Raw genomic sequence first — 22,043 nt, forward strand, 5'->3', positions numbered from 1 at the left:
GCGCAAGGAAGGGGGCCTTCATGTACTTATGCACGGCGGGTCCGCCGCGTGTCGTCCGCCTGATCACACGTGTCGTCCGCCTGGTCACGCGTGTCGTCCCGCCAAGCACACGGAACTCAGCGGTGTCGATACCCCGGAGACGGACGGTTCCCACCGTCCTGACCACTCACCAGGCGCGGATCAGGCCGTCGCCGGGACGCGCGGCCCGCGCAGCACCAGGAAGACGTACATCCCGCCCGCGAAGCAGCTGAACACCAGCAGGGCCAGCCCCAGCGGCCGCCGCGCGTCGCTGGCGCCCGCCGTCGTGTCGACAGCGTGCACCGCGACCCCGTCGCCCGAAGCACCGTCGGGGACGACGACGTCGACGCGTTCGCCCTTGCCGTGCCCGCAGCCGTTGAGCGACCCCTCGACCGGCTTGCCGCCGAATTCGAACTTGACTTTCTCGCTGGGCCCGCCGCCCGTGCAGGGCGCGGGCTCGACCACCTCGGCCCGCACGGTCGTCCCCTGGGTCTCGTTCGAGATACCGAACAGCCCCGGCCCGGCGAACCAGGCCAGGAAGATCACCAGCAGGCCGGCACCGGCCGCCACGGCCAGGGAGTTCCACCCCGGGGTGAGCCCTCTGGCGGGGTCCGATCGCTTGCGCACGTTCGCCATGCTCCCAGAACCTCGCGGCAAAACACAGCGAGCCCTCACCGTCCGGGGAGCGCGATACCAAAGGTCCCTTGCTACCGCTCGATCGTCTCCGCGGCGGTCACCTTCCGGATGTACAGCAGCTTGTCCCCCGGCTCGATCGCGTCCGCCTGCGGAGCGTCCACGCGGTACAGAACGCCATCGCGAACGACGCCCAGCACGATGTCCGGCAGGTGCCGCGGCGAACCGCCCTCTTCGGACGGTTCCACCGGACGCTCGGCGATCGCGAGGCCGGACTCGGGGGTCAGCAGGTCCTCGACCATGTCGACCACCAGCGGCGTCGACGTCGCCATGCCGAGCAGGCGCCCGGCGGTCTCGCTCGACACCACGACCTGGTTCGCGCCCGACTGCTTGAGCAGGTGGACGTTCTCCGCCTCCCGCACCGAAGCCACGATGTGCGACTTCGGCGCCAGCTCACGCGCGGTCAGCGTGACCAGCACCGCGGTGTCGTCCCGGTTCGGGGCGACGACGACGGCGCGTGCCCGCTGGACACCGGCGACGCGCAGCACGTCGGCGCGGGTGGCCGAGCCGTGCACGGTCACCAGGCCGAGTGACGTGGCCGCTTCGAGGGCCTGCTGGTCGGTGTCGACGACGACGATGTGGTCGGGTTCGACGTTCTCGTCCCCGAGCAGCGCGTTGACCGCCGACCGGCCCTTCGTGCCGAATCCGACGACGACCGTGTGGTCACGCACCTTCGTCCTCCACTTTTGGATCTTGAAAGCCTGGCGGGAGCGCTCGGTGAGCACTTCGAGTGTGGTACCGACCAGGACGATGAGGAAGAGCACCCGCAGTGGGGTGATCACCAGGACGTTCACCAGACGCGCGGACGGCGTCGCGGGCGCGATGTCACCGTACCCCGTGGTCGACAGCGACACGGTCGCGTAATAGAGGCTGTCGAGGAAAGTCAGGCCGTCGCCGTTGGCGTCGCGGTAGCCGTCCCGGTCGAGGTAGACGATCAGGACGGTCGCTAGCAGGGCGAGCATCGCGCCGATGATCCGCTTGAGGATCGACCGCAGCGGGCTGACCGTCAGTTCCGGCATCCGGATCACGCCGACGAGTTCATGGTCCGGGCGGTCGCTCAGCCTGACCGGGAAACGGCTCAGAACCTTCATCGGCAGGCTCCGGCCTGGTCCGCGTCACTCACGGTCGGGAGGATAGCCGAAGAAGCTTACGTTCAGCGCGGTATGCGAAGCTCAGGGCATGTCTTCGGATTCCAAGCCGTCTCAGCGGCCCGCCTATTTCCTCGCCGGCCTGCTCGGAGCGGCCGGCGTCCTGCACTTCGTCCAGCCGAAGCCCTTCGACGCGATCATCCCGAAGCAGCTCCCCGGCTCCGCGAGGGCGTGGACCTACGGCTCCGGTGTGGCCGAGCTGGGCGTGGCCGCCGCGGTCGCCGCGCCCAAGACGCGACGTCTCGGCGGGCTCGCGGCAGCGCTGCTGTTCGTCGTGGTCCTGCCGGGGAACGTGAAGATGGCCGTCGACGCCGATCGCCGGAAGGCCCCGAAGCACTGGCGGGCGGCTTTCTGGGCCCGCGTCCCCCTGCAGATCCCGCTGGTGACCTGGGCTCTCAAGGTTCGCGACCGCGCCTAGACCTCACGCGTTTCGTCCTCTGGATGCGGTAGTTGCACGCGCATGGACCGCATTCAGAGGACGAAACGCTAGATCGCCGGGACGCTCCGCAGAAGGTTCCGCAGGCCTTCGGCGTCCAGCAGATCCGCCGGACGGACGGTCTTGTCGTGTTTCACGTAGTGGAACGCCGCCCGCACCTTCTCCACGGGGATGTTCTTCAGCGCCGCCCACGCCAGCCGGTACGCCGCCAGCTGCACGGAGAGGGACTCCAGCCGGTCCTTCTCCGGGACGGAGCCGGTCTTCCAGTCGACGACGGTCCAGCCGCCGTCGGGATCGGCGAACACGGCGTCCATCCGCCCGCGCAGCGTCACGCCCACGACGTCGGCCGAGAACGGGACCTCGACGGCGTGCGGCACCCGGTGCGCCCACTCGCTCTTCTCGAACGCCGTCTGCAACGCCTCCAGCTCCGAATCCGGCGCCTCGTCGACGTCGGCCGCCCCCGGCAGATCGTCGATCTCCAGCAGTTGTTCACCGCCGAACCGCTGCTCCAGCCAGCCGTGGAACGCCGTTCCCCGCCGCGCGTAAGTGTTGGGGCGCACGGGAAGCGGCCGCCGCAGTCGTTTGGCCAGTGCGGCCGGGTCGGCCGACAGCTCGACCAGCTGACTCACCGAAAGATGCGGCGGCAGCACGACCTGCTGCACCCTGTCCCGCGCCCGCGCGCGCTCCTCCAGCAGCACCTTGGTGTCGGAGATCCAGCCGTCCGGATCGTCCACTTCCTCGGTGTCTTCGGCGTCTGCGGTGTTTTCCATCGCACCGAGGACCATGTCGACCCCGTTGGTGACGCCCTCGCGCCGCGGCCACAGCGGATCGACCGGCCACCGCAACCGGCGAGAGTCCGCGACCAGCGGGTTCTCCCCGTCGGCCTCGGGCTCGTCGGCCCAGTGCTCGATCCGGCCGACCGAGTTCTCCCGCATCACCTCACCGATTTCGAGGAGGAACTCCGACGGCCCCTTCGGCCGCGCGCTGCTCTCGTTCCACCAATGGCCGGAGATCAGCATCGTGTGCTCGGAGCGGGTCAGCGCGACGTAACAGAGCCGCCGTTCCTCGTCCGCCTCCCGCGCGACGAAGCCCTCTTCGTGCAGCTCCAGCGCTTCCTGGACTTCCTTGCGGTCGTAACCTTCGGCGACCCGCAGCTCCGGCAGGTCCTCCGAGTCCCCGCGCAGCGCGGCAGGCAGTGAGGTCGACGTCCGCAGCCACGACGAAGACCGCCGCCGCCCCGGGAAGACCTCCTTGACCAGGTGCGGAATCGCGACGATGCGCCACTCCAGCCCCTTGGCCGAGTGCACGGTCAGCACCTGGACCCGGTCCGGGACGACCTCCACCTCGCCGGGGGTGAGCCCGTCCTCGGCGTGCGCGGCCGTGTTCAGATAGTCCACAAAGGACAAAAGGGTGGCCGTCGGCGAGGTCTCGGCGAAATCCGTGACGACGTCGGCGAAAGCGTCCAGGTGCGCTCGCCCGGCGGGCCCGGGGCGGGCCAGCGATTCGACGTCGAGCAGCATGGTGCGCTCCACGTCGGCGACCAGTTCCGGCAGCGACTGATCCAGCCGCCGTCGCAACGCGGAAAGCTCCCAGCCGACCCGCTGGATCCGCCGGAACCCCTCGGGTGAATACCGATCCGGCGTCCCGGGATCGTCGATCGCGTCGGCGAGGCCCGCCTGTTCGACCCGCTCGATCACCAGCACCGGTTCGTCCACATCGGACTTTCCCGACGGTGGAACCGGTGACGAGAGTTCGCCCGCGCGGCGCCACAACGCCGCGAGGTCGGCCGCCGCGATCCGCCAGCGTGCCCCGGTCAGCAGCCGGGCGGCCGCGCTGCCCGCGAGCGGATCGGCGAGCACCCGCAACGTGCTGACCAGGTCCGCGACCTCGGGTTCGTCGAGGAGGCCACCGAGTCCGACGACTTCCACCGGCAGCCCGCGCGCCCGCATCTCGGCCGCGATCGGCGCCATGTCGGCGCGACGGCGCACCAAGACCGCGGCCGTCGGCGGTTTTCCGGTCTCCTCCACGGTTTCGAACCAGCGTTTCGCCACCGCGTCGGCCACCCATTCGCGTTCGGCGCGGACGTCCGGCAGCAGCGCGGCGGCGATGTCGGCCGATCCCGCGCCTTCCAGCGCGCGCAGCCGGGCGACGCCGAGACCGCGCTCCCGCAGTGGTTCCGAGATCGCGTTCGCGAGTTCGAGCACCTCCGGCGGGTTACGGAAGCTGGTCAGCAGGCCGAAATCCAGGGCCGGGACGAGCCGTTCGCCGTTGTCCCGGGGGAAGTCCGTGGTGAACCGGGGCAGGTTCGCCGCGCTCGCCCCGCGCCAGCCGTAGATGGCCTGCGCCGGGTCGCCCACCGCCGTCACCGGCATCGGCGGATGTTCGACGCCGCCGAACAACGACCGCAGCAGGATCCGCTGGGCGTGCCCGGTGTCCTGGTATTCGTCGAGCAGGACGGCGCCGTACCGTTCGCGTTCCCCCGCGACCACTGCCGGATAGCTGCTGGCGAGCTGCGCGGCCAGCGACATCTGATCGGCGAAGTCGAGCGCGCCTTCGGCCCTTTTCCGGGTGTGATACGCCTCGACCAGCGGCAAGAGCGCGAGCCGGAACCGTTGCGCCGTCATGACTTCGGCCAGCTTCTGCGGCAATGCCGCGCGCTGCCCCTTGGCCCGCGGCGCCTTCTCGATGACGTCGCACAGCCACGACGTGTACTGCGCCAGCCGTTCGGTCTCGACCAGATGCTCGCCGAGTTCCCCGGCCAGCGCGAGCAACTGCGCCGTCACCGTGGAGGGCACCCGATCGGTGTCGAGATCGTTGTCCCAAGTGGACACCACACGATGCGAGAACTGCCACGAAGACGTCTCCGAAAGCAGCCGGACGCCGGGCTGGACCGGCAGCCGCAACCCGTGTTCGGACAGCAACCGTCCGGCGTACGCGTGATAGGTGAGCACCGTCGGCTCCCCTGCTGTCACTGTCATTCGGAGGTCGCCGGTCGGGTCGATCTTGTCGAGCAGCCCCGATCCGACGAGGCGGCGCAGCCGGGTGCGGACGCGTTCGGCGAGCTGGCGGGCCGCCTTGCGGGTGAAGGTCAGGCCGAGCACGCGTTCCGGCGGAACGACACTGTTGGCCACCAGCCACACCACCCGCGCGGCCATCGTCTCGGTCTTGCCCGCACCCGCGCCGGCGACGACCAGCGACGGTTCGATCGGCGCGGCGATCACCTCGGCCTGCTCGTCGGTCGGGCTGTGCAGGCCGAGCGCGCGGGCGATCTCGCCCGGCTCGACCTGACGGCGCTGGAGTTCGGAGATCAAGGGCCGGTCACCTGCCTGCCCTCGGGCCGCAGCGGACAGCAACCTCTCGCCGGGCAACGATCACAGTCCGGGTTCTCGGTGACCCCGTACTCCGGGCCCGCGGCGGATCCGGCCGCCGAACGCACCAGTTCGAGCCATTGCTTGCCGCCGTCCTCGTCAAGCGGGGCCTGCTCACGCTGGGTCGATCCGGTCTTGTTGTTGGATTTCGCGACGTAGACCAGCCGCGCGCCACCGGGTTTCGAACCGCCCTCCACGGCACCGAGCAGCACGGCGAGCTGATACGCGGCCAGCTGCGGATGCTGTTCGGCGTCGTTGGCGGAGATCGGGACCTTGCCGGTCTTGATGTCGATGACGACCGGTCGGCCGTCCTTGTCCATCTCGACGCGGTCGACCCGGCCGCGCAGGAGCACCCGGACGTCGTCATCCCCGACGGGCAGCTCGACCTCGATGTCCTGCTCGACCCCGGCCTCGATCAGCTCCTTGCGGCTGGATTCCAGCCAGGAGATGAAGTTCCGCAGCATCTGCTCTACCCGCGACCGCTCGCGCCGGGAAAACCACGGCGCCCCCGCGTCGACCCGCACCCACGCCTCGTCGAGGGCGGCGCGGATCTGCTCGTCGCTGCTGCCGCCCGCGACGGCCTGCGCGAGCCCGTGCACCAGGGTGCCGGTGACGGCCGCGAGCTGCGCCGGGTCACTGCCGCCGTGGCGTTCGATCAGCCACCGCAGGGGGCATTTGACCAGAACTTCCACTGTGGACGGTGAAATCCGGATCAGGTCGCCCGGCCCGTGCACGGGTTCGCCGGTGGAGGGCTCCAGCAGGCCGTACCAGGTGCCCGGATGCGCGCCCGGGACACCGGCGGCGGCCAGTTTCGCGAGCTGCCGCGCCGCCCGCTGCCGTCTTTCGGGGTCGCTCGACTCGTCGCAGACCACCTCGCGCAGTTCGCCGACGAGTTCGGCGAGTACCAGCGACCGGCCCGCCGGTTTCATCCGCGAGTCGAGGCCGCCGTCGTCCGCGCCGTTCTCCTCCAGGTCGTCGATGAACCGCGAGGGCTGCTCGTCCTCCCCCGCGACCGCGCTGACCAGCAGGATCTTCCGCGCCCGGCTCGCCGCGAGGTAGAACAGCCGCCGCTCCTCGGCGAGGATCGGCGCGGTGGCGGACACCTTTTCGTCGTCGACGCCGGACATGAGGTCGACCAGCCGTTCCACGCCGAGCACGGAACCGCGCAGCCGCAGATCCGGCCAGCTGCCCTCCTGGACGCCGGCGATCGACACGACGGTCCACTCGCGGCCGGCGGACGCGTGCGCGGTGAGCAGCGAGACACCGTCGCTCTTCAAGGCCGCGGGCGCCAGCGTGTCACCGGCGATGTTCTGCGAGGACAGGTAATCCGCGAACGAGGCGACACTCGCTCTCGGTAACCTGTCGACATAGCGACCGGCCGCGTCGAACAGCGCGACGATCGCGTCGAGGTCCCGATCCGCCTGCGAACCCAGGGAACCACCGCGATCGACCAGCCGCAGGAAACGCTGCTCAAGTCCGCTGGCCTGCCACATTTCCCACAGCACCTGCTCGACGCCTTCGCCGCGCACGACGGCCTGGTGCGCCGCGTGCAGCAGACCGCCGATCCGGCGCATCGGCTGCGACTCGGCCTCGGCGAGGCCGGTGAGCACATCGTTGGTACGCAAGGCTTCCACCAGCAGCTCATCGCTGGAGCGCTGTCCGCCGCCGGCGAGTTCCAGCCGACGCAGACCGCGACGCAGCCTTCGCAGGGCGAGCGGATCCGCGCCGCCCAGCGGCGAAGACAGCAGCATTTCGGCGAGGTCGACGTCCAGCAGTTCCGGATCGGCGGCGAGCCGCAGCATCGCCAGCAGCGGCCGGACGGCGGGTTGTTTCGCGAGCGGCAGTTCCTCGGTGGCCGAGCCGATCGGTACCCCGGCGGCTCGCAAAGCGCGTTGCAGGACAAGGAAAGTACGGGCGGGCGAGCGGACGAGGACCGCCATCTCCGACCACGGCACGCCGTCGACGAGATGCGCGCGGCGGAGCTGATCGGCGATCCAGCTCGCTTCGGAGGCCGGTGTCGGCATCAGGCGGACACGGACGGCGCCGCCCTCGGCGTCCGGCGCGTCGACGAGCTTGCGCTGCGGCGACGCGCCGGGCAGCACGGAGCCGAGCTTCGTGACCGCCGTGCGGATCACCGGGGCGAGCCGGTGCGCGGTGGTCAGCAGTACGGTGCGATCGCCGTCTTCGTCCGCGTCGGCGAACAGCCGGGGATCCGCGCCACGGAAGGAGAACACGGACTGATCGGGGTCGCCCGCGACGACGAACTCGTCGGCCGCGTACCCGATGAGCCGGATGAGCTGGGTCTGCAACGGGTCGAGGTGCTGCGCGTCGTCGACGAACAGGTGCCGGACCCGGCGCTGCTCGCGTTCGCGCAGTTCGGGGTCGTCCTCCAGCGCCAGCAGCGCCGAAGTGACGAGCTCCGCCGCGTCCAGCGCGGGCGCGCTCGCGACGCCGAGCGCGTTGCCGCCCGCGCCCTGCAACAGGGTGACCTCTTCGTACTGGCTCCAGAACCGGCCCGCCGCGATCCACTCGACGCGATCACGCCGCCTGCCGAGTTCGACCAGGTCCTCCGGGCCGAGCCCGCGCTCGGCGGCGCGGAGGAGGAGGTCTCGCAGTTCCTCGGCGAAACCGGGCACGTTCAGCGCGGGCCGCAGCTGCTCCGGCCAGTCGAGCGCGCCCTCCTCCAGGTCTCCGGCGAGCAGGTCGCGGACGACGACGTCCTGCTCCGCCCCGGCCAGCAGCCGGGGCGGCGGCAGCTCGTCGGCCTGCGCCTCCATGCGCAACAGCGCGTACGCGTACGAATGCACCGTGCGCACGAGCGGCTCGCGGATCGTACGCGGCAGCGGATCCTCTTCCGGATCCGTGGTGAGCCGATGGGTGATGTCGGCGCGCAGGACCTCGGCGGCCTTGCGGGAGGTGGTCAGGATGAGCACGCTCTCCGGGTTCGCGCCCTCCGCGATGCGCCGCGAAGCCGCCGACGCCAGCAACGCCGTCTTACCCGTTCCCGGGCCGCCGAGGACCCGGCGGAAGCCGTCCGGGGCGGCCAGCAGGCGGCGGGCGCCGGCGTCCCACTGGAAGGACGGCGTGCCGGTGACCGGCGTGCGGACCAGCCGCGCGTCGGTTCCTGCCGCTGTTCGCCGCCCGTTCACGCCCACGATGGAACCACGCCCCGCCGACACAACCTCGCAGCGGCACGGCAAAGTGGTCCCATGGATGACGAACTGCACGAGCGGGTGCGCGAGGTCATCGCGAGCGTGCCCGCCGGCTCGGTCGCGACTTATGGGGATATAGCGTCGGTTTCGGGAGCGCCGTCACCGCGGCTGATCGGTCGGATCCTCAGCGAGGACGGCCACGATCTACCCTGGCACCGCATTCTGCGCGCCGACGGGACCCCGGCTCCGCATCTGCTCGACGAGCAGCTGCAACGACTGCGCGAGGAGGGCGTCGTTCCCGACGGCCAGCGCGTCGACCTGCGAAAATACCGGTGGCAGCGTGATCCCGATGACGACGCTGGCCTTGGCGGACTTTTTTAGGTTAGCCTCGCCTAATGAGTTACATCGAGGCGAAGGTGACCGGCGTTCGGCGGCTCACCCCGCATATGAGCAGGGTGACCTTCTCCGGGGCGTCGCTGGTGGACCAGGCGCCCGATCAGTACCTGAAGGTGTTCTTCCCGCAGCCCGGCCAGTCGGAGCCCGTGCTGCCCGCGCCACTGAGCGGAGACGAGGTGTACTCCTGGTACCGGACCTACCTCGCGATGCCGGACGACGTCCGCCCGCCTATGCGCACCTACACCGTGCGCGCGCTGCGGCCGTCGGTGCAGGAGGTCGACATCGACTTCGTGCTGCACGGCGACGAAGGCCCCGCCTCGGCGTGGGCTTCGGGCGCTTCGGAGGGTGACAAGGTCGCTTTCCTCGGGCCGCACGGGCTCTACGACGTGCCCGAGGGGACGAACTGGCAGCTGCTGATCGGCGACGAGACCGCGATCCCGGCGATCGGCGCGATCGTCGAGGCGCTGCCCGCCGGAACGCGGGCGCTCGTCTACGTCGAGATCGGCGACCGGGAGGACCGTCAGGTCTTCGAAACGCAGGGGACCGTGGAGCTGCACTGGGTGGTGCGCGGTTCTCAGTCGATCGGTGAGGCCGTTTTGGACGCCGTCCGGAAGGCGGAACTGCCGGGCGGGACGGCCTACGCGTGGATCTCCGGCGAGGCGAACATGGTGAAACTGGCGCGTCGGCACCTCGTGCGGGAGCGCGGGATCGACAAGCGGGCGATCTGCTTCACCGGATACTGGCGGCAGGGCATGAGCGAAGAGGCCGCGGGGCGGGAAGCGATGCGGCAGGCGGAGGCGGGCGAGGCTCCGGCCTCCGACGACGACTGAAGCTTCCTTCGCGCTCGCTGTGTCATGAAAGGGGCTTTCAGGACGTTTTTTGTCCTGAAAGCCCCTTTCATGACACACCTGCCGCCCTTGCGGTCCCTGCCGTCCGCGCCCTGGCCCCGGCCTGCCGTCCCTGCCGTCCGTGCCCCAGCCCCAGCCCCGGCCCGCCCCAGCCCCCGCGCGTGTCCCTGCCCCGGCCCGTCCCTGCCTCGAACCCGCGTGTCCGAAGGGGTCCCCTCAAGACACTTTTCGTCCTAAGGGGTCCCCTCATGACATCGCCACCAGACGCGAAGCCGCCTCGCCGACGCCAGGAAAGGACCTTTCCTGGCGCGCGTGTCCGTGAAGGCCTCCTTACCTACCCTCAAGGTAGTGAAAGAGGCCTTCACGGACTCTGGGTCCCTCAAGGCGACCTTCACGGACCCTCGTCACACCCCAAGCGCCGCAAGAACCCCAGTGACCCCACACGCCACAGCAGGCGCGCGTGAAGGCCCCCTTCCCTCGGCTCAGCCGAGGAAACTCGCCCTTCACAGCGCCCCAAGTACATGAAGGGGTCCTTCACGGAGCCAGGCGCAAGCAAGGGGGCCTTCATGTACTTCGGCGCACCAAGCACCAAAGAAGCCTCAGTGCGGCACCCAGAGCGTCACCCGCGTCCCCCGCCCCGGATGCGAATCGATCGTCCCCCGCCCGCCGACCTCCGCCAGCCGCGCCATGATCGACTGGCTGATCCCGAACCCCGGCGGCCGCTCCAGCATGCTGAAGCCCGTCCCCTGATCCCGCGCGATGACCGCGATGCCACCGTCGCTCTCTTCGACGCGAAGCACGACCTGTTTCGTCCCAGCGTGCTTCACGGTGTTTCGGAGCGCTTCGCGGACGGCGTCGCGGATGGCGGTCCGGCGAGCGTGCGAGAGGCGGTAGTCCTCTTCGGTCTCGGCCGCGACGAGCTGGGTGCGGAGACCGTCGCGCGCCATCTCGGTGGCGACTTCGGCGAGGTCCGCCGTGAGACCACGGGGCGACGGCGCGTCCGGGCCGACCAGTTCGCGACGGAGTTCGACGGCTTGCGCCCGCGCCGCCGCGCGCAATTCCGCGAGCCGTTCCGCGGCGGCGGAATCGTCGTCCGGCGCCTCCAGCCCCATCGCTTCCAGCGCCTGGAGTACCGAGTCGTGCATGACCCGTTGAGTCCGCAGGCGTTCGGCGCGCTGGCCCCGGCGCATCCCGATCCCCAGCGCGAACCGGGTCCCGACGCCGAGCAGGATCAGGATCCCGGCCGTGGTCACCATCGCCACCACGAGCGCGATCATGCAGCCCACCGACCGGCTCACCGCGAGCGGATGATCGAGCGGGAGCCCGCCGATCCAGGTCAGGAACGCCCGGAACGGGAAGGCCCCGATCAGCAACACGAGCGCGGCGGGCAGCCCGAACGACAGCGTCCACAACGCCACCGTCCCGACCAGCCACGTCCACGCGACGTCGATGGCGAACGGCTGGATCTCGGTCGGCGCGGCCACGGCCACGACCGTCGTGAGCAGCACGCCCACCGCGAGATCCGCGTACATCAGCCGCCCGGACGTCTTCGCCCGGATCCCGCGGCCCCGCACCACCCACCAGACCGCGACGACGTTGAGCAGCACCGCCAAGATCGTCGTGCTCAGCACCGGGACGATCCCCGCCGACCCGTTCGAGACCGCGAAACCTATGTACACCTTGGGAAACGCGGCGACGCGGTAGAAGATCGGGCCCAGCGCGGAATAGCGGATCGCGCGCATGAGCATCGAATCCGCTGAATCTTCGCGATAGCGCCAGTCCGGAACGGAGTCGGGATCGGGTGCTTCGTCGGCCGGGCTGGCGCCCAGCACCGAAGATCCCTTTCGCAACATCGCGCGCACGAAGGTGACCGATTGAGACTCGGACATCCGCCGCCCTCCCGTGCGTCCGATGCGTCGAGATTGGCAAAGCGGGCTGACCGCGTCAAGACGGCCGAATGCGCAGTTCCGCGACGAGAAGTTTCACCAAGGCGCCGAGTCGCTGACGATCGGGCTGGACGGTCGGTACGCCGGCGGCCTCCAGCGGCGCCGCCGTCACCGGTCCGACGCACGCGCACAGCACCGGACCTCGCAAAGTGCCGAGAAGCTCTTCACGACGTGGTCCCGCCAGCGCCAGCAGATTCGCCGCCGCCGGCGCGGAAGTGAAGGCCATGGCACGCACCCGTCCGGCGATCACACTTTCGACGAGCTCGTGCACAGGTTCGACGTCGACAGGCGAAAGCCAGCGGTACGGCTGTGCCTGGACGACGTCCGCGCCCGCGTCCCGCAGCATTCCGGTGAGTTCGGGAAGCAGGGTTCCGTGCAGCTGGACGGCGACCCGTTCCCCGCGGACCCCGGCGTCGCGCAGTCCCTCGAACAGTTCCGCGTTGCTCTCCTCGGGCGCGGAGAATTCCTCGCGCAGCCCCTCGCCGCGTACGGCGCCGGCCGCTTTCGGGCCGCGCACGAAGATCCGCGACGCCGCCAGCCGTTCCAGCAGCGGTTCGCGCAGCCCCCAGCCTTCGGCCGCCGAAAGCCAGCCGCGGAACCCGGCGCCGGTGGTGACGGCGGTGAAGCCGACCGGTCCGGCCAGCACGGCGTCGGTCGCCGCACGGAGTTCGGCGTCGTCGGGCAACGGGACGATGCGGATGGTGGGCGCGTGCAGCACGGTCGCGCCATGGCGTTCGAGCGCGCCGATGAAGTCTTCGGCCCGCCGCTCGGCGGTGATGCCGATCGTGACGCCGTCCAGGTCAGCCATAAAGCGCGCCCATCTTCCCGATCTCCTCCGCCAGCCGCTCGCGCAGATCCGCCGGTTCGAGCACTTCGAGGTTCCCGCCGAAGCGCAGCAGTTCGCCGACGGCCGATTCTCCCGGTTCCACCGGCAGTTCCATCGTCAGCCAGTCGTTCTCGTCCGGCTCGGCGGCCGTTTCCCGCAACGCCCGCGCCCCGACGGCCCCGAGGTAGAAGGGAAGCAGTACCCGGGCGAACCCGTTCAGCCGGACCACCGCCAGCCGCGCGTACATCCGCTTCTCGAACTGCTCGGACCACTCCTGCCAGTAGCGCGCGAGGTCGAAGTCCCACGGCCGTTCGAAGGTTTCGCCGAGATCTTCGAGCTCCTCGATCCGGGAGACCCGGTACGTCCGGTCGGTCCCGTCGCACCGCGCCGCGAGGTACCAGTTCCCCGCCTTGAGGATCAGGCCCAGCGGATCGAGGACGCGCTCGACCTTCCGCTGTCCCCAGCGTTCGTACCGGACCTTGATCCGCCGCCCGCGCCAGACCGCGTCGGCCAGTTCGGACAGCCGCGGCAGGCTCTCGATCCCGCGGTGCCAGCCCGGGACGTCCAGATAGAACCGCTCGGAGATCTTGCTCGCCCCCGCGCGCAGCTCCGCGGGCATGGCCGCGTGCAGTTTGAGCTGCGCGGCGGCGAGGACCGTGCCGAGCCCGAGTTCGGAGGCCGCGCCCGGCAGACCCGCCAGCGAAAGCGATTGCGCCTCTTCCTCGGTCAGCCCGGTCAGCCGGGTTCGATAGCCGTCGACCAGCTGATATCCGCCCGTGCGCCCGCGATCGGCGTACACCGGGACACCGGCCGCGGACAGCGCCTCGACGTCGCGGTAGACCGTCCGGACCGACACCTCCAGCTCGGCCGCCAGCTCCTCGGCCGTCATCCGGCCGCGGTTCTGCAGCAGGAGGAGGACCGACAGCAGTCTGCTAGCGCGCATGAAATCAGTATCCTCGAAAACCTGACACAACCTGACAGGTATCGCTGACAGGGTGACCCCATGAACACTTTCGCCGTGAAGAACTGGGAAGAAGCCGTCGTCAGCGGCACCGACGGCGGGCCGCGGGTGGCCCACGCGCACGCCACGTTCGGCTACAACGGGTTGATCGAAGGCGAGTCCGTCCTCGACTACCTGCTGTACTACGCGGGTGAGGGCTACGACGGCGAAGGCACGACGGCCGCGGGCTTCGAGCGTTTCGAGGGCAGTGTGGACGGGCGTAAGGGAAGCTTCGTGATCAAGCACGACTGCGGTTTCGACGCGAAGGGCTTCGCGTCGACCTTCGTGGTCGTCGCGGGCTCCGGAACGGGTGAACTCGCCGGGATCACCGGGACTGGGACCACGACGGGCGCCCTCGGCGAGCCGACGATGTCGTACACGCTCGACTACTCGCTTTAAGGAGGACCTGTGCTCGAGGTCGATCGTGAGCAGGTGCTCGCGTACCGGATCGCCGCTCACGGACTGCACCGGGAGGAGACGGATCCGGCCGCGGCCGCCGTGTTCGACCTCGGGCTGCAGGATTCCGTGCGGGACACCGCGCTGCTGGGTCTCGCCGCCCGGATCGACGGCGCCGTCACGCCCGGGATCTGGGACGACGAACGTTTCGTGCTCGCGTGGACGCATCGCGGCGCCCCGCATTTCCACCGCCGCGCGGAACTGGACGCGATCCGGGCCGCCCTCGTGCCCCTCGACGAGAAGGACGCGATGGCCCGGATCCTCTGGCAGCGCAAGCAGGTCGAGGCCGCGGGGATCTCCGCGACGGACGCGCTGTTCACCGCGGCGAAGGCGATCCGCGAGGTCGTCACCGGCGTGCAGACCAAGGGCGCGGTGAGCGGCGCGGTGACCAAACTGATCCCCGACGGCCTCTCGTACGCCTGCCGCGGCTGCGGAGTCGTGCACATCTACGAACAGCTGATGCGGGTCGCGTCGATCCACGCCGGGGTCCGGCTGGAGGCGGGCGCGACCCCGGCGACGTTGGCGCCACTGGAAAAACGAAAGCCCATGAAGACCTCGCCGGACGCCAAGGCGGCGGCGCGGGTGATCGAGGGCTACCTGCGGATCAACGGACCGGCCGCCCCCGGCGACGCCGCCGCCTACGTCGGCACGACCCGCGCCGGGGTCGACGCGATGTGGCCGGACGGGCTGGCCGAGGTCCGGGTCGACGGCAAGAAAGCGTTCCTGCCGGAAGACCGGGTAGCGCTGCTGGAGAACCCGCCGGAGCCGGACGTCGTGCGTCTGCTGCCACCGCTGGACCCGTTCGTCCAGGCGCGGGACCGTGCCGTGGTGGTGCCGGACAAGGCCAGGCAGAAGGAGGTCTGGAAGATCCTCGGCAGTCCCGGCGCGCTGCTGGCCGACGGCGAGATCGCCGGCGTCTGGCGGGCCAAGGCGAGCGGGAAGAAGCGGCTCGACTTCACCGTGACCCCGTTCGACGCGCTCCGCCCGGCCGCGCGGAAGGCGGCCGACGAGGAGGCCGCCCGCGTGGCCGCCGCCCGGGAGTTCCCCGACCACCGCGTCAGCTTCTCCTGACTCCCCGCGTTTCGTCCTCTGGATGCGATAGTTGCACGCGCAAGGACCGCATTCAGAGGACGAAACGCGGGAGGTCAGGGGTCGACGGCCAGGCGGTAGCCGCGCTTCACCACCGTCTGGACGAGTTTCGGGGCGCCCAAAGAACTCCGCAGGCGCCCGATGGCGGTCTCGACGGCGTGCTCCTCGCCACCGTCGGGCAACGCTGAGATCAGCTCCCGCCTGGAGAACACCCGGCCCGGGGATTCCGCCAGTGCCCGTAGCATGGCCATCGGCGCGGGCGCGACGTCGCACCACTGCCCGTCGACCAGCGCCGCCTGACCGCGCAGCTCGACGCTCCGCCCGCCCGCCGTCAACCGGGGCGATCGGGCTTCGAGCGCCTCGGACACCGTCCGCGCCAGCGCCCCGATCCGCGACCGCGCGGGCTGGACCGTCGGGATCCCGAGCGCGGCCAGCGGCGCCGCCGTGATCGGCCCGACGCAGGCCGCCACGACCCGCTTTTCCAGCGCCCGCAAGACTCCCGGCAGTCGTCCGGTCCGCCTCGCCAGCGCGAGCAGGGACGCGGCGGCGGGCGCGCTGGTGAACGGCAGCGCGTCCACCGAACCGTCGAGAACGGCGTCCAGCAGCCGGTCCAGCGGTCCGGGATCGGCCGGGCCGACCCAGCGGTACACCGGCACCTCGATCACCTCCGCGCCCGCGGCGCGCAGACTGTCCACAAAGTACGGGAGCGGCTCGCCGTGCAGTTGCACCGCGACCCGCTGACCGTCCACACCGGACTCCAAAAGATGCCGCAGCACCTCGGCGTTACTCTCCGACGCGGGCGAGTAGTCCTCCGAAAGCCCGGCCGCGCGGATCGCGCCCTTGGCCTTCGGGCCACGCGCGAGCAGCGACGACTTCCCCAGCCTGTCCAGCAGCTCCTCCCCCAGCCCCCAGCCTTCGGCGGCCTCGACCCAGCCGCGGAAGCCGATCCCGGTCGTCGCGACGACGGCGTCGACCCGGTCTTCGAGCAGGCGCCGGGTGGCCGCCCGGAGTTCGGTGTCGTCGGCGAGCGGCACGATCCGGATCGCGGGACCGTAGCGCACGGTCGCGCCCTTACGCACGAACAGCGCGCCGAGCTCGTCAGCTCGTCGCGCCGCCGTGATCCCGATGACGAAGCCCGCCAGGGGCAGCACTTCCGTCACGGTGAAGCCTCGACCTCCACCACACCCCCGGTGACCCGAACGCCGTATGCCGCGACCGAAATCCCGTCAGCGTCAAGGCATGAGCCGGTCCGCAGGTCGAACCGTTCCTTGTACACCGGCGAAGCCACCACGGGGACGCCGCCCGCGTCGCCGACGATCCCGCGCGAAAGCACGGCAGCGCCACTGATCGGGTCCAGATTGGACAGTGCGTACCACCGGCCACCGGGAAGGCGGAAGATCGCCACCTGCACGCCGTCGTCGAGCAGGGCGGCGACGCCGGACCATTCCGGGACGGCACCGGCCGCGCAGACGGCGGTCCAGGTGCGCTCGATCGAGGTCGTCACTGTTTCACCTCCGGGATGCCCAGCAGCACGGGAACCTTCTGGTCGCGTTCGGTGCGGAACGAGATCGTCGGGTCCGGCGTGCCCGGCGCGTTGACGAACGAGCTGAACTTCGCCAGTTTCTCCGGATCCTCCAGCACACCACGCCATTCGTCGGCGTAGTCGCCGACGTGCTTGGCCATCGCCGCGTCGAGGTCCTCGCAGATGCCGAGCTTGTCGTCGACGATCACCGCGCGCAGATGGTCGAGACCGCCCTCCATCTCCTCGACCCACGGCGCGGTGCGCTGCAGCCGGTCGGCCGTGCGGACGTAGAACATCAGGAACCGGTCGATCGTGCGGATCAACGTCTCGGTGTCCACTTCGGACACCAGCAGGTCCGCGTGGCGCGGCGTCGCGCCGCCGTTCCCGCCGACGTAAAGGTTCCAGCCCTTGTCGGTGGCGATGATCCCGAAGTCCTTGCTCCGCGCCTCGGCGCATTCCCGCGCGCAGCCCGAAACCGCGGACTTCAGCTTGTGCGGCGAACGCAGGCCGCGATAGCGCAGCTCCAGCTCGATCGCGAGCCCGACGCTGTCCTGCACGCCGTAGCGGCACCACGTCGAACCGACACAGGATTTGACCGTGCGCAACGACTTCCCGTACGCGTGCCCGGACTCGAACCCGGCGTCGACGAGCCGCCGCCAGATCAACGGGAGCTGGTCGACGGTCGCGCCGAACAGGTCGATCCGCTGCCCGCCGGTGATCTTGGTGTACAGCCCGAAATCCATCGCCACCTGCGCGATCACCATGAGCTTCTCCGGGGTGACCTCGCCGCCGGGGATCCGCGGGACCACCGAGTAGGTCCCGTTGCGCTGGAGGTTCGCGAGGAACTTGTCGTTGGTGTCCTGCAAGGTCGCCTGTTCACCGGCGAGGATGTGCCCGTTGCCCAGTGTCGCCAGGATGGACGCGATCGCCGGTTTGCAGATCGCGCAGCCGGTTCCGCTGCCGTAGCGGTCGATCATCTCGCTGAAGGTGCTGATCCGGGTGGCCTGCAGGATCTGGAACAGCTCCGCGCGCGACTGCGAGAAGTGCTCGCACAGCGCCTTCGACTGCTCGACACCGCAAGCCGTCAGCAGCTTGCCCAGCAGCGGGACACAGGATCCGCACGCCGTGCCCGCCCGCGTGCAGCCCTTGATCTTGGCGACCGAATCGCAGCCCTCTTCGGTGATCGCGTGCGTGATCGCGCCCTTGGAAACCGCGTTGCACGAACAGATCTGCGCGGCGTCGGGCAGCGCGTCGACGCCGACCGCCGCCCCGCCACCGGCCGGGGCGAGGATCGCGCCCGGTTCGGCGGGCAGCGGCCTGCCGACCATCGCCCGGAGCGTGTTGAACTCGCTCGCGTCGCCGACCAGCACCCCGCCGAGCAACGTCTTCGAGTCGTCAGAGATCACGAGCTTCTTGTACGTCCCGGCGACGGCGTCGTTGAACGCGACCTCCAGCGCGCCCTCGGTCGCCGCGTGCGCGTCACCGAAACTGGCGACGTCGACACCCATGAGCTTGAGCTTCGTCGACATGTCCGGCTCGGGGAACGTGCCCTCGCCACCGGTCAGCCGTGCCGCGACGATCTCCGCCATCGCGTATCCGGGCGCCACGATGCCGTACACCTTGCCGTCCACGGCCGCGCATTCGCCGATCGCGTACACCGCCGGATCCGATGTCCGACAGGTGCCGTCGACCAGGATGCCACCCCGGGCGCCGACTTCCAGCCCGGAGGAGCGGGCGAGGTCGTCGCGCGGCCGGATTCCGGCGGAGAACACGACCAGGTCGACGTCGAGTTCGGTGCCGTTGCCCAGTTTCGCGATGTAGCGAGAGCCGTCCGGCTCGATGGCGTCGGTCGACGTTCCCGTGTGGACGGTCACGTCGAGTTCGGTGATCAGCCGCCGGAGCAGACCGCCGCCGCCCTCGTCGACCTGCAACGGCATCAGGCGTGGCGCCATCTCGACGACGTGCGGCGAGAGTCCCATGTCCCGCAACGCCTTCGCCGCTTCCAGGCCGAGGAGCCCGCCGCCGATGACGACCGCCGAACGCCGTCCGCGGCCGGGCCGCTGAGCGGCTTCCCGGATGGCGTCGAGATCCTCGATCGTCCGGTAGACGTAACAACCCGGCAGATCGTGCCCCGGCACCGGCGGGACGAACGGCCGCGAACCCGTCGCGAGGACGAGCGTGTCGTACGGCTGCTCATGCCCGGCCCCGGTGACGACGACCTTGCGCTCCCGGTCCACCGAGGCGACCGCGTCACCGAGCCGCAGTTCCACCAGCGGATCGTCCGCGTAGTCCGCACCCTCCAAAGCAAGGGAAGCAGGATCCCAAGTGTCCACATAGGACGTCAGGGCGACGCGGTCGTACGCGGGGCGCGCCTCCTCGGCGAGCACCACGACCTGCCATTCGCCGGTCTTGTCCTCCGCGCGCACCGCTTCCACGAGCCGGTGCGCGACCATGCCGTGTCCCGCTACGACGAGATTCCGCATCAGACCTCCGCTCCGGCGAGCGCCAGACCTCGGGTGCTCGCCACCTCCGTCTGCTGTTTGCGCAGGTACACCGCCCAGGTGACGGCGAAGCACAAGCCGTAGAAGACCAGGAAGGCGACGAACGCCGGCACCCCGCTCTTCGTGTCCGCGAACGACTGCCGGAACGCCAGGTTGATGAACAACCCGCCGAGCGCGCCGATCGCCCCCGCCAGCCCGATCAGCGCGCCGGAAACCCTGCGGGCCTTGAGCATTTCCAGCGTCTCGTCCGCTCCTTCGCTGATCGCGACCTTCGCCTTGGCGCGGAAGATCGCCGGGATCATCTTGTACGTCGAGCCGTTGCCGATGCCGGTGAGCACGAACAGCACGATGAACGCGACGGTGAACAACGCCAGCGAGTTCGACGTCGAGGCCAGGATCAGCACCACTGTCGCCGCGGCCATCCCGACGAAGGTCACGAAGGTGATCTTGCCGCCGCCGATCCGGTCGGCCAGCCAGCCGCCGGTCGGCCGCGAGAACGAACCAAGCAGCGGGCCGAGGAAGGTCACCGCGGCCGCCTGCAACGGGGTCCGGCCGAACTGGTTCTGCAGCACCAGGCCGAAGGCGAAGCTGTAGCCGATGAACGAACCGAACGTGCCGACGTAGAGGAACGACATCACCCAGGTGTGCGGATCCTTGACGACCTCGCGCATCGCCTTGGTGTCGCCCTTCATCGAGGCGAGGTTGTCCATGAAGAAGTACGCGCACGTCGCGGCGAGGACGATCAGCGGGATGTAGATCGCGAGCACCAGCCGGGGCGCGGTCGCGCCGACGGTGCCGATGACCAGCAGGCCGATCAGCTGGATCGCCGCCACCCCGAGGTTCCCGCCGCCCGCGTTGAGGCCGAGCGCCCAGCCCTTGTGCTTCTCCGGGTAGAACGCGTTGATGTTGGTCATCGACGACGCGAAGTTCCCGCCGCCGACCCCGCCGAGCGCGGCGACCAGCAGGAACGTGCCGAGCGAGGTACCCGGCTCCATCACGATCGCCGCGAGGACCGTCGGCGCCAGCAGCAGCATCGCGCTGACGATCGTCCAGTTCCGGCCGCCGAACCTCGCGACCGCGAAGGTGTACAGCGGCCGCATGAACGCGCCGATCAACGTCGGCGTCGAAACAAGCAGGAACTTGTCCGCGGCAGAGAAACCGTACTGCGGTCCCATGAACAGGACCATGACCGACCACAGTGTCCAGACGGAGAAACCGATGTGCTCGGCCAAGACGGAGAACCAGAGATTCCGCCGGGCGATCCTCTTCCCGGTCTCCTCCCAGAACCGCTCGTCCTCCGGGTCCCAGTGCTCGATCCAGCGTTTACCGCGAGCGGTCATGCGGTCCTCCTCGGTGGTGGAAACGTTCGGGTTCACTGGGCGGCCAGCCATTTCGCGACCCCGCCGACAGCGTCCTTGCAGCCGCCGCAGCCGGTGGTCGCGCGGGTCGCCCCGGCGAGGGCGGGGACGTCGGTGGCGCCGGCGCGCCACGCCTCGACGAGCCGCCCCTTGGTCACCGCGTTGCAGCGGCAGATGACCGCCGACGCGGGCAGATCGGCCGGGCTCGACGCCGACGGCGCCCCGGCGGGCAGCGCGCGTCCCAGAAGGACGGCGAGCCGGTCTTCGGGCACCGGCGTGCCCCGGTCGTAGAGTTGCGTGATCGACGCGGCCGCGTCGGGCAGACCGAGCAGGATCGCGCCCGCCACGCGGTTTTCGCGGACGACGAGCTTGCCGTAGCGGCAGCCCGCCGGGTCGCTGAAGGTGAGCACCTCGGCCGTCGGATCGTCCGCGCCGGTCATCGTCTCGCCGAGCGCGGTGAGGTCGATTCCGCGGGCCTTCAGCCGCGTCACGGCCTGGGTGCCGCGATAGCGCGACGCGGACTTCGTGCCGGTGACCAGATCCGCGACGACGGCAGCCTGCTCCCACGCGGGTTGCACGAGCCCGCCGAACGCGCCGGGATGCTTCGCGCAGTCGCCGATCGCGTGGATCCGGCCGTCGCTGGTGCGCAGCAGATCGTCGACGACGATACCGTTCTCGACGGCCAGCCCCGCGTCCGCGGCCAGTTTCGTCTCGGGCCGGACGCCGGTGGAGACGACGATGAGGTCGGCGGGCACGTGCGTGCCGTCGTCGAGTTTGAGCCCGTCGCCGCTGACATAGCGCGCGGCCCCGACGCCTAGCCGGAAATCGACGCCGAGTTCTTCGAGCTTCCTGGTCAGCACCCGCGCGGATTCCGCGTCCAGCTGCCGTTCCATGATGTGCGGCATCGGATGCACGACGGTGACCAGGTTTCCGCGTCCGGCAAGGCCTCGCGCGGCCTCCAGACCGAGCAGCCCGCCACCGAGGACGGCGACCGGCGCGCCCAGTTTGGCGGCGTCGAGGATGCGGGCGCAGTCGTCGAGGGTGCGGAACGCGACGACGTCCGGGCCGGGTTCGAGCCCCTCCACCGGCGGCATCCACGGATTCGCGCCAGTGGCGAGCACGAGCGCGTCGTAGTCCACAGTGGACCCGTCGTCGAGGTGGATCCGCCGCGAGTCACGGTCGATCGACGTCGCGGAGACACCGCGGCGCAGATCGGCGCGGGTGCGGGACGGCCATTCGTCGTCGTGCAGCCGGACGGCGTCCGGGCGCATGGTGCCGGCGACCAC

The 22,043-nt window shown here is 70.2% G+C and carries 17 protein-coding genes; 5 read left to right on the forward strand and 12 right to left on the reverse strand.

Features of this window, described 5'->3' with window-relative positions:
• Window positions 1-180 precede the first annotated feature (180 nt).
• Window positions 181-588, reverse strand: a complete 408-nt coding sequence (locus ACFWMR_RS35250) for a hypothetical protein (protein ID WP_378274530.1) — start codon at window positions 586-588, stop codon at window positions 181-183.
• Between the two features lie 137 nt (window positions 589-725).
• Entirely contained in the window at window positions 726-1,802 is a 1,077-nt protein-coding gene (locus ACFWMR_RS35255) for a potassium channel family protein (RefSeq protein ID WP_093939029.1), read from the reverse strand.
• A gap of 88 nt (window positions 1,803-1,890) precedes the next feature.
• Here ACFWMR_RS35255 and ACFWMR_RS35260 point away from each other — a divergent pair, with 88 nt between their 5' ends.
• Entirely contained in the window at window positions 1,891-2,277 is a 387-nt protein-coding gene (locus tag ACFWMR_RS35260; RefSeq protein ID WP_093939028.1) for a DoxX family protein, read from the forward strand.
• Between the two features lie 68 nt (window positions 2,278-2,345).
• Here ACFWMR_RS35260 and ACFWMR_RS35265 read toward each other — a convergent pair whose 3' ends face one another.
• Both ACFWMR_RS35265 and ACFWMR_RS35270 read right to left on the reverse strand, forming a co-directional pair.
• Complete coding sequence (locus ACFWMR_RS35265) at window positions 2,346-5,606, reverse strand: ATP-dependent helicase (protein WP_378381520.1); 3,261 nt, start codon at window positions 5,604-5,606, stop codon at window positions 2,346-2,348.
• Window positions 5,603-8,818, reverse strand: coding sequence for an ATP-dependent helicase (locus ACFWMR_RS35270; RefSeq protein ID WP_378381521.1), 3,216 nt, complete (start codon window positions 8,816-8,818; stop codon window positions 5,603-5,605). Before ACFWMR_RS35270 ends, ACFWMR_RS35265 begins: the two co-directional genes overlap by 4 nt.
• Window positions 8,819-8,872: 54 nt before the next feature.
• Between ACFWMR_RS35270 and ACFWMR_RS35275 the strand changes: the two genes are divergently transcribed.
• Together ACFWMR_RS35275 and ACFWMR_RS35280 are read left to right on the forward strand one after the other, a co-directional pair.
• Window positions 8,873-9,196: an MGMT family protein gene (locus ACFWMR_RS35275; RefSeq protein WP_378274511.1), complete on the forward strand. Its 324-nt coding sequence runs from the start codon at window positions 8,873-8,875 to the stop codon at window positions 9,194-9,196.
• Window positions 9,197-9,210: 14 nt separating this feature from the next.
• A complete protein-coding gene (locus ACFWMR_RS35280) occupies window positions 9,211-10,041 on the forward strand; it encodes a siderophore-interacting protein (RefSeq protein ID WP_378381522.1) in 831 nt (276 codons plus the stop codon).
• 617 nt (window positions 10,042-10,658) lie between these two features.
• Here the strand turns inward: ACFWMR_RS35280 and ACFWMR_RS35285 are convergent.
• From ACFWMR_RS35285 to ACFWMR_RS35295, 3 genes are read right to left on the reverse strand one after another with little or no spacing between them, the layout of a single operon-like run.
• Window positions 10,659-11,948: a sensor histidine kinase gene (locus tag ACFWMR_RS35285; RefSeq protein ID WP_378381523.1), complete on the reverse strand. Its 1,290-nt coding sequence runs from the start codon at window positions 11,946-11,948 to the stop codon at window positions 10,659-10,661.
• A gap of 55 nt (window positions 11,949-12,003) precedes the next feature.
• Window positions 12,004-12,813, reverse strand: coding sequence for a uroporphyrinogen-III synthase (locus tag ACFWMR_RS35290; protein WP_378381524.1), 810 nt, complete (start codon window positions 12,811-12,813; stop codon window positions 12,004-12,006).
• Window positions 12,806-13,774 (reverse strand): helix-turn-helix transcriptional regulator, encoded by a 969-nt coding sequence (locus tag ACFWMR_RS35295; protein WP_378381525.1) that lies wholly within the window; start codon window positions 13,772-13,774, stop codon window positions 12,806-12,808. Before ACFWMR_RS35295 ends, ACFWMR_RS35290 begins: the two co-directional genes overlap by 8 nt.
• Window positions 13,775-13,834: 60 nt before the next feature.
• Between ACFWMR_RS35295 and ACFWMR_RS35300 the strand changes: the two genes are divergently transcribed.
• Window positions 13,835-14,230: a DUF3224 domain-containing protein gene (locus ACFWMR_RS35300; protein WP_093939021.1), complete on the forward strand. Its 396-nt coding sequence runs from the start codon at window positions 13,835-13,837 to the stop codon at window positions 14,228-14,230.
• 9 nt (window positions 14,231-14,239) lie between these two features.
• A complete protein-coding gene (locus ACFWMR_RS35305; RefSeq protein ID WP_378381526.1) occupies window positions 14,240-15,358 on the forward strand; it encodes a DNA glycosylase AlkZ-like family protein in 1,119 nt (372 codons plus the stop codon).
• Between the two features lie 74 nt (window positions 15,359-15,432).
• Here the strand turns inward: ACFWMR_RS35305 and ACFWMR_RS35310 are convergent, their stop codons facing one another.
• The 5 genes from ACFWMR_RS35310 to ACFWMR_RS35330 form a co-directional block, all read right to left on the reverse strand.
• Complete coding sequence (locus ACFWMR_RS35310) at window positions 15,433-16,536, reverse strand: uroporphyrinogen-III synthase (RefSeq protein ID WP_378381527.1); 1,104 nt, start codon at window positions 16,534-16,536, stop codon at window positions 15,433-15,435.
• Window positions 16,533-16,880, reverse strand: coding sequence for a nitrite reductase small subunit NirD (gene nirD, locus ACFWMR_RS35315; RefSeq protein ID WP_378381528.1), 348 nt, complete (start codon window positions 16,878-16,880; stop codon window positions 16,533-16,535). The genes ACFWMR_RS35310 and nirD overlap by 4 nt, the downstream gene beginning before the upstream one ends.
• Window positions 16,877-19,381, reverse strand: coding sequence for a nitrite reductase large subunit NirB (gene nirB, locus ACFWMR_RS35320; RefSeq protein ID WP_378381529.1), 2,505 nt, complete (start codon window positions 19,379-19,381; stop codon window positions 16,877-16,879). Before nirB ends, nirD begins: the two co-directional genes overlap by 4 nt.
• On the reverse strand, window positions 19,381-20,739 hold the full coding sequence (locus ACFWMR_RS35325; RefSeq protein WP_378381530.1) for a nitrate/nitrite transporter: 1,359 nt from the start codon (window positions 20,737-20,739) through the stop codon (window positions 19,381-19,383). The genes nirB and ACFWMR_RS35325 overlap by 1 nt, the downstream gene beginning before the upstream one ends.
• A 32-nt stretch (window positions 20,740-20,771) precedes the next feature.
• Window positions 20,772-22,043: FAD-dependent oxidoreductase (locus ACFWMR_RS35330; RefSeq protein WP_378381531.1), on the reverse strand; the 1,272-nt coding region annotated here is incomplete at its 5' end.

It is taken from the genome of Amycolatopsis thailandensis, from assembly GCF_042723255.1.
GTDB lineage: Bacteria > Actinomycetota > Actinomycetes > Mycobacteriales > Pseudonocardiaceae > Amycolatopsis > Amycolatopsis thailandensis.

Bases quoted from the DNA above. Each gene is read 5' to 3' on its own strand.
- ACFWMR_RS35285 (WP_378381523.1), bottom strand. From the start codon at position 11,948: ATGTCCGAGTCTCAATCGGTCACCTTCGTGCGCGCGATGTTGCGAAAG.
- ACFWMR_RS35295 (WP_378381525.1), bottom strand. From the start codon at position 13,774: ATGCGCGCTAGCAGACTGCTGTCGGTCCTCCTCCTGCTGCAGAACCGC.
- ACFWMR_RS35325 (WP_378381530.1), bottom strand. From the start codon at position 20,739: ATGACCGCTCGCGGTAAACGCTGGATCGAGCACTGGGACCCGGAGGAC.
- ACFWMR_RS35275 (WP_378274511.1), top strand. From the start codon at position 8,873: ATGGATGACGAACTGCACGAGCGGGTGCGCGAGGTCATCGCGAGCGTG.
- ACFWMR_RS35260 (WP_093939028.1), top strand. From the start codon at position 1,891: ATGTCTTCGGATTCCAAGCCGTCTCAGCGGCCCGCCTATTTCCTCGCC.
- ACFWMR_RS35290 (WP_378381524.1), bottom strand. From the start codon at position 12,813: ATGGCTGACCTGGACGGCGTCACGATCGGCATCACCGCCGAGCGGCGG.
- nirB (WP_378381529.1), bottom strand. From the start codon at position 19,381: ATGCGGAATCTCGTCGTAGCGGGACACGGCATGGTCGCGCACCGGCTC.
- ACFWMR_RS35280 (WP_378381522.1), top strand. From the start codon at position 9,211: ATGAGTTACATCGAGGCGAAGGTGACCGGCGTTCGGCGGCTCACCCCG.
- ACFWMR_RS35255 (WP_093939029.1), bottom strand. From the start codon at position 1,802: ATGAAGGTTCTGAGCCGTTTCCCGGTCAGGCTGAGCGACCGCCCGGAC.
- ACFWMR_RS35300 (WP_093939021.1), top strand. From the start codon at position 13,835: ATGAACACTTTCGCCGTGAAGAACTGGGAAGAAGCCGTCGTCAGCGGC.